The organism is Klebsiella planticola ATCC 33531, assembly GCF_000735435.1.
GTDB lineage: Bacteria > Pseudomonadota > Gammaproteobacteria > Enterobacterales > Enterobacteriaceae > Klebsiella > Klebsiella planticola.
In genome coordinates this window covers 1-13,203 of sequence record NZ_JMPP01000047.1, presented here as the reverse complement: position 1 = coordinate 13,203, position 13,203 = coordinate 1, and the positions used below count along the sequence as shown (strand labels likewise).

11 protein-coding genes and 1 pseudogene are annotated in these 13,203 nt (G+C 53.6%); 10 read left to right on the top strand and 2 right to left on the bottom strand.

The features are described from left to right. The first annotated feature begins 48 nt into the window (after nt 1–48). A complete protein-coding gene (locus GRPL_RS07235; protein ID WP_032695941.1) occupies nt 49–588 on the top strand; it encodes an ester cyclase in 540 nt (179 codons plus the stop codon). Nucleotides 589–843: 255 nt separating this feature from the next. Beyond that, nucleotides 844–1,068 (top strand): hypothetical protein, encoded by a 225-nt coding sequence (locus GRPL_RS28300; RefSeq protein WP_032700096.1) that lies wholly within the window; start codon nt 844–846, stop codon nt 1,066–1,068. 139 nt (nt 1,069–1,207) lie between these two features. Here GRPL_RS28300 and GRPL_RS07245 read toward each other — a convergent pair whose 3' ends face one another. After that, the gene (locus GRPL_RS07245) at nt 1,208–2,083 is read right to left on the bottom strand and encodes a LysR family transcriptional regulator (RefSeq protein WP_032700095.1); all 876 of its coding nucleotides are present in this window, start codon (nt 2,081–2,083) and stop codon (nt 1,208–1,210) included. 128 nt (nt 2,084–2,211) lie between these two features. On the opposite strand from GRPL_RS07245, the gene gstA reads away from it, so the two are divergent. Next, the gene (gstA, locus tag GRPL_RS07250) at nt 2,212–2,817 is read left to right on the top strand and encodes a glutathione transferase GstA (protein WP_032700093.1); all 606 of its coding nucleotides are present in this window, start codon (nt 2,212–2,214) and stop codon (nt 2,815–2,817) included. 126 nt (nt 2,818–2,943) lie between these two features. On the opposite strand, the gene GRPL_RS07255 is transcribed toward gstA, so the two are convergent. Continuing rightward, on the bottom strand, nt 2,944–3,402 hold the full coding sequence (locus GRPL_RS07255; RefSeq protein ID WP_032695942.1) for a winged helix-turn-helix transcriptional regulator: 459 nt from the start codon (nt 3,400–3,402) through the stop codon (nt 2,944–2,946). Nucleotides 3,403–3,463: 61 nt separating this feature from the next. Between GRPL_RS07255 and GRPL_RS07260 the strand changes: the two genes are divergently transcribed. The 7 genes and pseudogenes from GRPL_RS07260 to GRPL_RS07285 form a co-directional block, all read left to right on the top strand. After that, on the top strand, nt 3,464–3,700 hold the full coding sequence (locus tag GRPL_RS07260; protein WP_032695943.1) for a tautomerase family protein: 237 nt from the start codon (nt 3,464–3,466) through the stop codon (nt 3,698–3,700). A 235-nt stretch (nt 3,701–3,935) separates the two neighbouring features. Continuing rightward, nucleotides 3,936–4,243: pseudogene (gene tnpA / locus GRPL_RS28595) on the top strand (IS200/IS605 family transposase); the annotation flags it as partial. Nucleotides 4,244–4,843: 600 nt separating this feature from the next. Then, complete coding sequence (glgB, locus tag GRPL_RS07265) at nt 4,844–7,036, top strand: 1,4-alpha-glucan branching enzyme (protein WP_032700092.1); 2,193 nt, start codon at nt 4,844–4,846, stop codon at nt 7,034–7,036. Between the two features lie 129 nt (nt 7,037–7,165). Beyond that, complete coding sequence (gene glgC, locus GRPL_RS07270) at nt 7,166–8,449, top strand: glucose-1-phosphate adenylyltransferase (protein ID WP_032695945.1); 1,284 nt, start codon at nt 7,166–7,168, stop codon at nt 8,447–8,449. 89 nt (nt 8,450–8,538) lie between these two features. Continuing rightward, nucleotides 8,539–9,972: a glycogen synthase GlgA gene (gene glgA, locus GRPL_RS07275; protein WP_032700090.1), complete on the top strand. Its 1,434-nt coding sequence runs from the start codon at nt 8,539–8,541 to the stop codon at nt 9,970–9,972. Between the two features lie 18 nt (nt 9,973–9,990). After that, on the top strand, nt 9,991–12,438 hold the full coding sequence (gene glgP, locus GRPL_RS07280) for a glycogen phosphorylase (protein WP_032700088.1): 2,448 nt from the start codon (nt 9,991–9,993) through the stop codon (nt 12,436–12,438). 105 nt (nt 12,439–12,543) lie between these two features. Next, on the top strand, nt 12,544–13,203 hold a 660-nt coding region (locus tag GRPL_RS07285; RefSeq protein WP_032700086.1), incomplete at its 3' end, for a phosphohexomutase domain-containing protein.

The following is a 13,203-nucleotide window of genomic DNA, read 5'->3' as shown; positions in this document are numbered from 1 at the left end:
ATGTGCCCGGGTCACCTGTTTCTTTGAGGCAACACACAGGACTTTTTTATGAAAAAGTTGACGATTTATCTTTCCCGGCTGGCGGCGCTTATGCTGCTATCCGTGGCCAGCGCTGCGTTTTCTGCACCGCTTGAGCTGGTGAAACCCCATGAATTGATTGCGGAAAACAACCTGTTATCAGCTCGCGAGGCTGCGCTTGAAACCGTCGCGAGACGTTACGCGACATTCTGGAATACGGGTGATGAAGCCCTGGCCCGTGAGGCGTTGGCCGATAATTTTGTCGATAAGACGCCGCCTGAGGGCCGCAAACAGGGACCGGAAGGCGCACTTCTGGCCTCTCGCGCCTTCCGTACCGCTGTCCCGGATCTGAGTTGCGAGGTTGAGCAGATGATTGTTGCAGGCGATCGAGTCGTATCACATCTGCATTTCCGCGGACATTTCACGGGAACCTTCGGCAAACTGAAAGGTAAGGGCCAGCAGGTTGATTTTATCGCGACGGATATCTATCAGGTCAGAAATAATAAAATCATCGCCAACTGGCATCTTGAAGATAACCTGACTCTGATGAAACAACTGGGCGTGTTATAAAATGACGGCTCAGGAAGGACCATGCTGCCCGGGAGCCAGGCAGACTGACTGATAAAGTTGATGAACTGAACGGGGCCGAATCTGATGGTCGGCTCCGTGCCAGGAGCGGACATTGCTGATATCACGATGTATTAATCAACGGGGAGCAGGTCACATCAGGACGAAAATTAATTTTATCCTTTCATTTAGTGGTGGCAGCGTGAAGGTGGCTCATCTATTCTGCCTGTATCAGCGAGCGGGCCGGAGTCTCTCTTTGTGGATAATCCCATTCTTCAGAAAACCATCATTATCTTTATTCTCATTCTATGGGTAATCAATGAATTCAGGAGCAGGAAAAGAAAACGTTCTGACCCCGCTATTGAAGCCGCTGATGCCAGAGAACGCTATGAATGGCGCTATCTCAGATGGGGTTTCCTGACAATCCAGGTGGCTGCGACAGTGTATATCTTTGTTCATTTGATGCAGTTTGTACTGAGATAGAGGCCACAGGCAGGTACGACTGCACGGAAATATATGACTGACCAGGCTGACTGGCTGAGCCTCGCTGGTCGCTGTTGTGTAGATACCTGAGTGCCAGGAGCGGTCGTTTAGCAAGGCGAAATGATTAACTCTTGATGGTTCATCCTCGTTTACGTAGTGCATTAAGTAGCGCCTGCGTTGCATCAGAAGAGGTTCCGGATGACGAACAAACCAGCCCAAATTCACGGTGTATAGCGGGTGTCACAGGCACTACGCAGAGGTTGCGCAACGTTTCCGGCAGGGCAGATTCAGGTACAAGGGCGACGCCCATCTCTTCCCCGACCAGCTTACAGGCGCTAATCCAGTCGCGTACTGTCACCCGTATATCAGAGAGGGGGAACCCTGCCTTTTCCATCAGGCTTTTTCCATTAACGACACATCCGCCTGTCGCCAGAATAAAGGGCTGGTCTGCCAGCGCCGCCAGCGTTATGCCATCAGTCCTGGCATGCTGTGCCAGCCGATGACTGGCGGGTATGACCGCGACCCATGCATCCTGTCCTATTACAAGCTCTGCACGCCCGGGGCCGGGATTCATGACCACCCCAAGTTCAACGGTGTCTGCGGCAAGCCACTCCTCGACTTCCTCGTCCGAACCTTCCAGGAGGATGACCTCAATACCCGGATGCAGGCGCTTAACGTCGCGCAGCAGGCCGGGCAACAATGTAGACGTCACGGATGGAAAACTGGCGAGGCGAATGTGCCCGCGATTTATATTGCGGCCCTTATCAGCCAGTTCGCGGATGGCACTCAGCTGCGAAAGCATGTTTCTCGCATGTTCAACAACCTGAGCACCCAGCGCGGTCATACCAATATATCGTCGCTCACGGGTAAATACCGGAAATCCAAGGGAAGCCTCTAGCTGGGCGATGGCCTGGCTGGCACCGGACTGAGTCATTCCTATCTCCTCTGCGGCGCGCGAGATGTTGCCGGCATCGGCCACGGCCACCACCAGGCGCCAGTGTAAAAGATTCATCATGATTATCAGTAGCTCAGCTAATAGTTTGTTTCTGTACTATTAATTTTACAGTGTTATCCGCGTCAAATACAGTGAGTTGATGATCGCCAGGACGTTGCCCGACGCCTTTATACATTAACGGAGACAAAATGAAACTCTATTACGCCCCGGATACCTGTTCCTTATCGCCGCACATCGTGCTGCGCGAACTGGAACTTGAGTTTGAACTGGTTAAAGTCAACAACAGCAGCAAGATCACCGCTGATGGTCGCGACTTCCGCACTATTAACCCTAAAGGTTATGTTGCTGCACTTGAGCTGGATGATGGGCAGATACTCACTGAGGGGCCGGCGATTGTGCAGTATCTCGCCGATCTTAAACCACAACATGGCCTGGCGCCGCGTGCGGGCAGCTGGGAGCGGTTGCGGCTGCAGGAATGGCTTAACTTTATCACCAGTGAAATACACGCCGGCTCGGCACCGTTGTTCAACCCTGCGCTGCCCGAAGAGATCAGAGCGATTTTTCGTGACAAGCTATTCCGACGGTTCGATTTCCTGCAGACGACCCTTAATGAAAAAACCTATCTGACTGGTCCATCCTTTAGCGTGGCTGACGCCTACCTTTTCACTGTGCTGGGCTGGTGTAAATTGTTCTCAATCCAACTGGAATGCTGGCCAGCGCTATCGGCATATCGGGATATAATTAACGCCCGTCCTGCTGTACAGGCCGCATTACTGGCTGAAGCGTCTCAGTAGGGTAGGTAACCGCTGAATACCGTTTAACGTCTGCAAAGGGGAAAGTTCGCTCCGTGCCAGGAGCGGACATCAGGAGGGTTTAGCGTGTTGGCGATAGAACTCATTAAAAAAGGTTCTTAGTGGCAATTAACGTCTAAAAGGAACTATCTGGATATTTTTAGCATCAACAACTGCCCCCGTTGCTGAGATAAAAGCGCTGTATACTAATTCCCCTTTCTCCTTATCAACTAAAGAAATATGCGGCTCATCGTGCAATAGGTTTTTATGCCCCCATTCCATTATGGAAAAAAGGATCGGCGCCAAACTGCGGCTTTTTGGCGTGAGTACATACTCATAGCGCTCACGTGAGCCTTCTTCTTGATAGGGGATTTTGCAAAGTAAATCGAGCTCAGTCATTTTTTTTAATCGGTTTGCCAATGTCTGCTTCGTCATTTTTGTATGAGAACGCATCGCTTCAAAGCGAGTAACCCCGTAAAAAACCTCCCTTAGGATCAACAACACCCATTGATCTCCAAGTAGTTCCGCCGCCGCTGCTAGCCCGCAAAGCTCAGGTGACAAGTAGGGTAATGAATTATCTTTTGACATGTGTTCTTTTGCCTTCTACCATAAGTATGATTTTTAGACCCAGATATTTAAGGAGAATAATATGCCTTTCGTAAATGTGCAAACCATTAAAGGAATTATGAGTTCGGAACAAAAAAATGAGCTGTTACGTCGTATGACTGACCTCATTGTTGAAATTGAGGGGAAAGGTGATCCGGAGTTTCGGCGTTCGGTATGGATCCGGATTGATGAGCATGAGCCTGAGCAGTGGAGTCTGGGGGGAATGCAACCCACATCTCAAATGATTGCTGCAAAATTTGCACCACCACAGCAGTCCTGACTCACATGTCGTCGTTTTTACTAAAATCACCACTGCGACATTCAATATAAAGATTTAAATTGCGATCAATTCGCGGACTATATCCATGTCCGCTCCTTTTTTACTTTCTTTCGGTTGACGGTTTCAGCTATTAATAAAACCAACAGGCCAAATGCATAAAAAAACAAAGCGCATAATCCCAGTGCAAAAAAAACGCCATACTGCTCTCTGATTCTTTACATTCCCGACCGCGCGGTTTGTTACCCAATATCGACGGAATATATTTAATCTGGATGCCATCGAAAAGCTACGCAAATACTTTGCCAGTGTGGGCGCTGATTTTGATGTTGAGCTGGTTGAAATGGATGGCGAGCGAGATCACGCGCATCTGCTGATTAACTCCTCCCCAAAAGCGGCTATCAGCAAGCTAACAGCTTGAAAGGGGGTTAGCCGTCGCAAGATCAAATGACACGACCCGAATGGCATAAACCCGTGTGGAAATCAGACGCGCTCTGGCCACCGCCTTACTGCGTTGGAAGTGTGCCCTTTATGATGAGCAAATAATAAATTGAAGAGCCAAATCGCCTTCACTGGCGTCCTGTCGGAGGCTCCGCTTTGCATCCCGTGCTTAAAAGGAAGGGGCTTTCCGCGAACTGCCTGAGTACTGAGTATACTGAGAGGCCGTCAAAAAAATCCGAAAAAATTCTAGCATAGAGTTCTTTCCGTTTCCAGAGTATCCGCACGCCCCATCAACCAGTTATAAATGCTATTGAATGCGCGGTTAAAAGGTTTTTTATTCTACTCAGGCGGCCTGTTTTCATTTTTTTGTATGAGATTCGAGTGGTGTTGCCATTAAGGGTGCTGCCCCTCTGATAATAACTTAAAAATAAGTTTTTCAATTCATAAAGAAATGAGTACTTACTCACAGAAAGAAAATTAGGAGTAATTATTCTGGAGTCAGATAATACAAAAAGCGTACGGCCCATTTAATTCACTTTTCAGGAGGTTAATCGCTCTATATTTGTGGACGACCGACATGTCTTAAGGCTCTGGAATAACGTGTTGATATTTCGATGCGCAGCATTGCAGCGGAATATTACCGGATCAATAAAGCAGAAAGAAGCGTTTTAATTCTTTCCGCAGGATGATAGTAGGGTGACTGACATGTCTGATTATAATGAAAAAAGTGCGATTTCAGCACTGCTCGCAGGTCATTGTTCCGATCCATTCTCTGTGCTTGGCATGCACTCAACCGCTGCTGGTCTGGAAGTGCGCGCATTATTACCCGATGCCACCGAGGTATGGGTGATTGAGCCGAAAACCGGGCGTAAAGCTGGCAAGCTCGAATGCCTCGATTCACGCGGATTCTTTAGCGGCGTTCTGCCGCGGCGAAAAAATGCTTTTCGTTACCAACTGGCGGTCACCTGGCACGGCCAGCAAAACCTGATTGACGACCCTTATCGCTTTGGCCCGGTGCTGCAGGAGCTTGATGCCTGGCTGCTCGCCGAAGGAACCCATCTACGGCCCTACGAAACCCTGGGCGCCCATGCCGACACCATGGACGGGGTGACCGGGACGCGCTTTTCCGTCTGGGCGCCGAACGCCCGTCGGGTGTCGGTGGTCGGTCAGTTTAACTACTGGGACGGCCGTCGCCACCCGATGCGCCTGCGCAAAGAGTCTGGCATCTGGGAGCTGTTTGTTCCCGGCGCGCACAACGGCCAGCTGTATAAGTTCGAGCTGATTGACGCCCACGGGCACCTGCGGGTGAAATCCGACCCTTATGCTTTTGAAGCGCAGATGCGCCCGGAAACCGCCTCGCTGATCTGCGGCCTGCCGGAGAAAGTGGAGCAACCGCCGGCCCGTAAGCAGGCCAACCAGTTTGATGCACCGATTTCGATTTATGAAGTCCACCTCGGCTCCTGGCGTCGTCATACCGACAACCATTTCTGGCTGAGCTACCGCGAACTGGCCGATCGGCTGGTGCCCTACGCGAAGTGGATGGGCTTCACCCATCTCGAGCTGCTGCCGATTAACGAACATCCGTTTGACGGCAGCTGGGGCTATCAGCCCACCGGGCTGTACGCGCCGACCCGCCGCTTTGGTACCCGGGAAGATTTCCGCTACTTCCTCCATGCCGCGCACGCCGCGGGCCTGAACGTGATCCTCGACTGGGTGCCGGGCCACTTCCCGGCCGATGACTTCGCCCTGGCGTTGTTTGACGGCACCGCGCTGTATGAACACAGCGACCCGCGCGAAGGCTATCACCAGGACTGGAACACGCTGATCTATAACTACGGCCGCCGTGAAGTCAGCAACTTCCTGGTAGGGAACGCGCTGTACTGGATCGAGCGCTTCGGCATCGATGCGCTGCGGGTGGATGCGGTGGCGTCGATGATCTACCGCGACTACAGCCGCAAGCAGGGTGAGTGGGTGCCCAACGAGTACGGCGGCCGGGAAAATCTCGAAGCGATCGAGTTCCTGCGCAATACCAACCGGGTGCTGGGCGAGCAGACGCCGGGGGCAGTGACGATGGCGGAGGAGTCCACCGATTTTGCCGGTGTTTCGCGCCCTGCGTCGACGGGCGGCCTCGGCTTCTGGTTCAAATGGAACCTCGGCTGGATGCACGACACCCTCGACTATATGCAACTCGACCCGGTCCATCGTCGGCATCATCACGACAAGATGACCTTCGGGATACTCTACAACTACACCGAAAACTTCGTCCTGCCGCTGTCGCATGATGAAGTGGTCCACGGTAAAAAATCGCTTCTCGACCGCATGCCCGGCGATGCCTGGCAGAAGTTCGCCAACCTGCGCGCCTACTACGGCTGGATGTTCGCCTTCCCGGGGAAAAAACTGCTGTTTATGGGCAATGAATTCGCCCAGGGACGGGAGTGGAACCACGACGCCAGCCTCGACTGGCATCTGCTGGAAGGGGACGACAACTGGCATCACGGGGTGCAGCGTCTGGTGCGCGATCTGAACCATACCTATCGTCATCATAAGGCGCTGCACGAACTGGATTTTGACCCGTACGGCTTTGAGTGGCTGGTTGTCGATGATCACGAACGGTCGGTATTTATCTTTGTCCGTCGCGATAAAGCCGGGAACGAGATAATCGTTGCCAGCAACTTCACGCCGGTGCCGCGTCACGGCTATCGCTTCGGGGTTAATCAGCCGGGGCGCTGGCGTGAAGAGCTGAACACCGACTCGATGCACTACCACGGGAGCAATACCGGCAACGGCGGCGGCGTGGCAAGCGAGGCGATCGCCAGCCACGGTCGGGAGCATTCGCTGTCGGTGACGCTGCCGCCGCTGGCGACAATCTGGCTGGTGCGGGAGTCTGCTGGTCAATAAAACACGCAGTCGATCTATTGCAGTTTATTTATTACCGGAGGTGATCACTTCTGAATTTATTTGCAGAAGAGTGAGGCTTTTTCTTCATTATTTTCTTTTATGGCTTTTATTAAATAGCAGGACATAATTATGAGTAAAATTGAATATACTGACAACGTAATGCTGTCGCGCCAGTTACCGCTTAAATCCGTGGCCCTGATCCTCGCCGGCGGGCGCGGAACCCGATTAAAAGACCTGACCACTATTCGCGCAAAACCTGCGGTGCATTTTGGCGGTAAATTCAGAATTATTGATTTTGCCTTATCAAATTGTATTAACTCAGGAATAAGACGTATTGGGGTTATTACACAATATCAGTCGCATTCACTGGTGCAGCATATTCAACGCGGTTGGGCATTCTTTAACGAAGAAATGAATGAGTTCGTGGATTTATTACCGGCACAGCAGCGGGTGCATGGGGAGAACTGGTATCGGGGGACGGCGGATGCTGTGACCCAGAATCTGGATATTATCCGCCGCTATGATGCGGAATATGTCGTTATTCTGGCCGGGGACCATATCTATAAACAAGATTATTCGCGGATGCTGCTTGATCACGTTGAAAAAGGGGCGCGCTGCACCGTGGCCTGCATGCCGGTCCCGGTTGAAGAGGCAAACGCGTTTGGCGTCATGGCCGTGGATGAGAATGACAAAATCATTGAATTTGTTGAAAAACCGGCTAATCCACCCACCATGCCTGGCGATGAAACCCGCTCGCTTGCCAGTATGGGCATTTATGTGTTTGATGCGGAATATCTCTACCAGCTGCTGGCAGAAGACGATCGGGATGAAGGCTCCAGCCATGATTTTGGCAAAGATATTATTCCCAAAATAACGACGGCAGGTGAAGCGTATGCGCATCCGTTCCCGCGCTCCTGCGTACAGTCCGATAATAATGCCGAGCCATACTGGCGCGATGTCGGAACACTGGAGGCGTACTGGAAAGCGAATCTGGATTTAGCCTCTGTGGTACCTGAACTGGATGTTTATGATCGTAACTGGCCTATCCGGACTTATGTCGAGTCGCTACCCAGCGCTAAATTTGTTCAGGACCGTTCCGGCAGTCATGGCATGACCATGAATTCTCTGGTCTCCGGCGGCTGTATTATTTCTGGCTCGGTGGTGGTGCAGTCGGTTTTATTCTCCAAAGTTCGCATTAACTCGTTTTGTAATATTGATTCGTCGGTTTTATTACCGGGCGTCTGGGTCGGTCGCTCCTGCCGGATAAGACGCTGCGTGATCGACAGGGGATGTGTTATTCCGGAGGGAATGGTGATTGGCGAAAATGCCGTTGAGGATGCGCAGCGTTTTTATCGTTCGGAAGAGGGGATCATCCTCGTTACCCAGGAAATGCTGAACCGACTTGAACTATGAAGCCGTTGGCGGAAATAAAAGCTGCCGCAGCTGTGATTGCCGTCATTGGCATCGCGTCGCCTTCATGCCTGAATAATTAAGGAGCATCCATGCGAGTTTTACATGTAGGAGCGGAGATGTTCCCTCTGTTGAAAACGGGGGGGCTGGCTGATGTGACCGGTGCTCTCCCGGCGGCGCAAATAGCCGAGGGCGTGGATACCCGCGTGCTGCTGCCGGGGTTTCCCGCGATCCGCGACGGAGTCGGGGAACCGCAGGTGGTGGCCCGCAGGGAGACCTTCGCCGGGCCGATGACGCTGCTGTTTGGCGACTTTAACGGCGTGGGCATCTATCTGATTGATGCCCCGCATCTCTATGACCGGCCGGGTAATCCTTATCATGACCCGCAGATGCAGGACTATCCCGATAACGTCCTGCGTTTCGCGCTGTTGAGTTGGGTCGCGGCCGAGCTTGCTGGCGGTCTGGATCCGTTCTGGCGGCCTGAAATCGTCCACGCCCATGACTGGCATGCGGGCCTCACGCCGGCTTATCTGGCCGCCCGCGGCAACCCCGCCAGGTCAGTGTTTACGGTGCACAACATTGCCTATCAGGGGTTGTTCCTCGCCCGGCATATGGCGGAGATCGCTTTACCGTGGTCATTCTTCCAGATGCATGGGGTGGAGTTTAAAGGACAGATCTCCTTCCTTAAGGCGGGCCTCTATTTCGCTGACCATATCACCACCGTCAGCCCGACGTATGCCCGTGAAATTACCGAACCGCAGTACGCGTTCGGTCTGGAAGAGTTGCTGCGGCAACGTCAGCGGGAAGGGCGACTGTCGGGGATCCTTAACGGCGTCGACGAAAGCATCTGGGATCCGCGCCGCGATCCGCTGCTGGCTGCGCCTTACGATCGGAACTCGCTGGCTGAGAAAGCGAAGAACAAGCAGCAGCTGCAGACGACGCTGGGGCTGAAGGAGGACGGCCGGGCGCTGTTGTTCACCGTCGTGAGCCGGCTCACCAGCCAGAAGGGGCTGGATCTGCTCCTTGGCGCACTGCCGGGAATCATTGCGCAGGGAGGGCAGCTGGCGCTACTGGGATCCGGCGACCCGGATTTGCAGGCCCGTTTTCTTGCCGCTGCGGCGCAATACCCCGGGCAGGTGAGTATCCGGATCGGTTACGACGAGGCGCTGTCGCATCAGATGATTGGCGGCGCCGACGTCATCCTGGTGCCCAGCCGTTTTGAACCCTGCGGTCTGACCCAGCTCTATGGCCTTCGCTACGGCACATTGCCGCTGGTTCGTCGCACCGGCGGACTGGCGGATACCGTCGCCGACTGTTCGCTCGAAAACCTTGCTGACGGGATCGCGAGCGGATTTGTGTTTACCGACGGCGAGACTGAATCACTATTACATGCCATCCACCGGGCCTTTGTCCTGTGGTCCCGTCCATCGCTGTGGCGGTACGTGCAACGTCAGGCAATGAGCATGGATTTTAGCTGGCAAATTGCCGCTAAGTCTTTCCACCAGTTGTATCAGCGTATTATTTAATTGCTACGGATAAGAAAAATGGAACCACGCTTAAGTTATATTTCACCCAGTCTGAATGAAGAAGCGCTACAGCATGCTATCGCTTATAAGCTCATGTTTATTCTTGGTAAAGATCCGTCACTTGCCAATAAGCATGAATGGCTCAACGCCACGCTGTTCGCCGTGCGCGATCGGCTGGTAGAACGTTGGCTGCGGGCGCATCGGGCGAGGATCTCGCAGCAGGCCCGGCAGGTTTATTATCTGTCGATGGAGTTTCTCATCGGCCGTACCCTCTCTAATGCCTTACTGTCGCTGGGCATCTATGAGGATGTGAAAACGGCTCTGGCAGGGATGGGGCTGGATCTGGAAGAGCTGATTGATGAGGAGAACGATCCGGGGCTGGGCAACGGCGGTCTCGGTCGTCTGGCGGCCTGTTTTCTCGATTCCCTGGCCACACTGGGGCTGCCAGGCCGCGGCTATGGTATCCGCTACGACTACGGCATGTTCAAGCAAAACATCATCGACGGCCAGCAGATGGAGTCACCGGACTACTGGCTGGAGTACGGTAACCCGTGGGAATTCGAGCGCCATAAAACCCGCTATACCGTGCGCTTTGGCGGACGTGTTCAACATGAGGGCAAAAACTCACGCTGGCTGGAAACCGAAGAAATTATTGCCGTGGCCTACGATCAGATTATCCCGGGTTATGATACCGATGCCACCAACACCCTGCGTTTGTGGAGTGCCCAGGCCAGCAGTGAAATTAATCTCGGTAAATTTAACCAGGGGGACTATTTCGCCGCCGTGGAGGATAAGAACCACTCTGAGAACGTTTCCCGCGTGCTTTACCCGGACGACTCGACCTATTCCGGGCGTGAATTGCGCCTGCGTCAGGAGTATTTCCTTGTTTCGGCGACGGTACAGGACATCCTCACCCGTCATTACCAGCTGTATCAAACCTATGACAACCTGGCGGATAAAATTGCTATCCACCTCAATGACACCCATCCGGTGCTGTCGATCCCGGAGCTGATGCGTCTGCTGATTGACGAACACCGCTTCAGCTGGGATGACGCGTTTGAGGTGACCTGTCGGGTCTTCTCCTACACCAACCATACCCTGATGAGCGAAGCGCTGGAGACCTGGCCGGTCGATATGCTGGGGAAAATCCTGCCGCGCCATTTGCAGATTATCTTCGAGATTAATGACTATTTTCTGAAAACGATGCAGGAGCACTATCCCGATGATATGGCGTTGCTGAGCCGGACCTCGATTATCGATGAGTCCAACGGTCGCCGCGTGCGGATGGCCTGGCTGGCGGTAGTGGTCAGTCACAAGGTTAACGGCGTGTCGGAACTGCACTCCCGGCTGATGGTGGAGTCGCTATTTGCCGATTTCGCCAAAATCTTTCCGCGACGCTTCACCAACGTCACCAACGGTGTCACGCCGCGCCGCTGGCTGGCGGCCGCTAATCCGTCCCTTTCCGGGGTTCTGGACCGTTATATTGGCCAGACCTGGCGCACAGATTTAAGCCAGCTGAGTGAACTGGGGGAATATCAGGATTATCCGCTGGTTAACCAGGCCGTCAGCGAAGCCAAACTGGCGAATAAACAGCGGCTGGCCGATTATATTGCCCGCCAGCTGGGGGTGGTGGTTAATCCGAAGGCGCTGTTTGATGTGCAAATTAAGCGCATTCACGAATACAAACGCCAGCTGATGAATGTGCTGCACGTGATCACCCGCTATAACCGTATCAAGGCTGACCCGCAGGCCGACTGGGTGCCGCGAGTGGTGATTTTCGCCGGCAAAGCCGCATCCGCTTACCACACGGCAAAACAGATAATCCATCTGATTAACGATGTAGCCAAAGTCATCAACAGCGATCCGCAGATCGGCGACAAGTTAAAAGTGGTGTTCATTCCCAACTACAGCGTCAGTCTGGCGCAGACCATCATTCCGGCCGCGGATCTTTCTGAGCAGATTTCGCTGGCAGGGACCGAAGCCTCCGGGACCAGTAACATGAAATTCGCCCTCAATGGCGCGCTGACCATTGGCACGCTGGACGGCGCCAACGTTGAAATGCTGGAGCACGTGGGGGAGGAGAATATCTTTATCTTCGGTAATACCGCTGAACAGGTTGAGGCGCTGCGCAGCAACGGCTACCAGCCGCATGATTACTACGACCATGATGAAGAGTTGCGCCAGGCGCTGACCCAGATGGGGACCGGGGTGTTCAGCCCACAGGAGCCGGACCGCTATCGCGGTCTGCTGGATTCGCTGATTAACTTTGGCGACCACTATCAGGTTCTGGCCGATTACCGCAGCTATGTTGACTGTCAGGACAGGGTGGATGCGCTCTACCGAACCCCGGAAGAGTGGACCGCCAAAACAATGCACAACATTACCAACATGGGCTATTTCTCATCGGACCGTACGGTGCGGGAGTATGCGCAAAAGATCTGGTATATCGACAAAACGCAGCTCTAGGCCACATTCACGCCTCCGGGAGCGCCGGGGGAAAGGGGGGCACCATCGGTGAGCGACCCAGCAGAAACACATTAATAAGCCTGACGGATATGACAGGAGAGAAAAATGACGGACAGTAAACGCGCAGGGGAGCCTGCGCAACAGAGTGATTTGATTAACGTCGCTCAGCTGACCGCGCAGTACTACGTACTGAAGCCGGAAGCGGGCAACGCGGAGCATGCGGTGAAGTTTGGCACCTCTGGCCATCGTGGCAGCGCAGGGCGCCATAACTTCAATGAGCAGCATATTCTGGCGATCGCTCAGGCGATTGCGGAAGACCGCGCGAAGAACGGGATTACCGGTCCCTGCTACGTAGGTAAAGATACCCACGCGCTCTCCGAACCGGCCTTTATTTCGGTTCTTGAAGTGCTGGCAGCCAACGGCGTTGATGTTATCGTGCAGGAAAACAACGGTTTTACCCCGACGCCGGCCATTTCCAATGCCATCCTGGTGCACAACAAAAAAGGCGGTCCGCTGGCGGACGGCATCGTGATTACGCCGTCGCATAACCCGCCGGAAGATGGCGGTATCAAGTACAACCCGCCGAACGGCGGTCCGGCGGATACCAACGTCACCAAAGTGGTCGAGAATCGCGCTAACGAACTGCTGGCCTCGGGTCTGCAGGGCGTCAGGCGCCTCTCCCTCGACGCGGCACTGGCATCCGGTCATGTCAAAGAGCAGGATCTGGTGCAGCCGTTTATTGAAGGACTGGCGGATATCGTCGAT

Bases quoted from the DNA above. Each gene is read 5' to 3' on its own strand.
- GRPL_RS07235 (WP_032695941.1), top strand. From the start codon at position 49: ATGAAAAAGTTGACGATTTATCTTTCCCGGCTGGCGGCGCTTATGCTG.
- GRPL_RS07245 (WP_032700095.1), bottom strand. From the start codon at position 2,083: ATGATGAATCTTTTACACTGGCGCCTGGTGGTGGCCGTGGCCGATGCC.
- gstA (WP_032700093.1), top strand. From the start codon at position 2,212: ATGAAACTCTATTACGCCCCGGATACCTGTTCCTTATCGCCGCACATC.
- GRPL_RS07255 (WP_032695942.1), bottom strand. From the start codon at position 3,402: ATGTCAAAAGATAATTCATTACCCTACTTGTCACCTGAGCTTTGCGGG.
- GRPL_RS07260 (WP_032695943.1), top strand. From the start codon at position 3,464: ATGCCTTTCGTAAATGTGCAAACCATTAAAGGAATTATGAGTTCGGAA.
- glgB (WP_032700092.1), top strand. From the start codon at position 4,844: ATGTCTGATTATAATGAAAAAAGTGCGATTTCAGCACTGCTCGCAGGT.
- glgC (WP_032695945.1), top strand. From the start codon at position 7,166: ATGAGTAAAATTGAATATACTGACAACGTAATGCTGTCGCGCCAGTTA.
- glgA (WP_032700090.1), top strand. From the start codon at position 8,539: ATGCGAGTTTTACATGTAGGAGCGGAGATGTTCCCTCTGTTGAAAACG.
- glgP (WP_032700088.1), top strand. From the start codon at position 9,991: ATGGAACCACGCTTAAGTTATATTTCACCCAGTCTGAATGAAGAAGCG.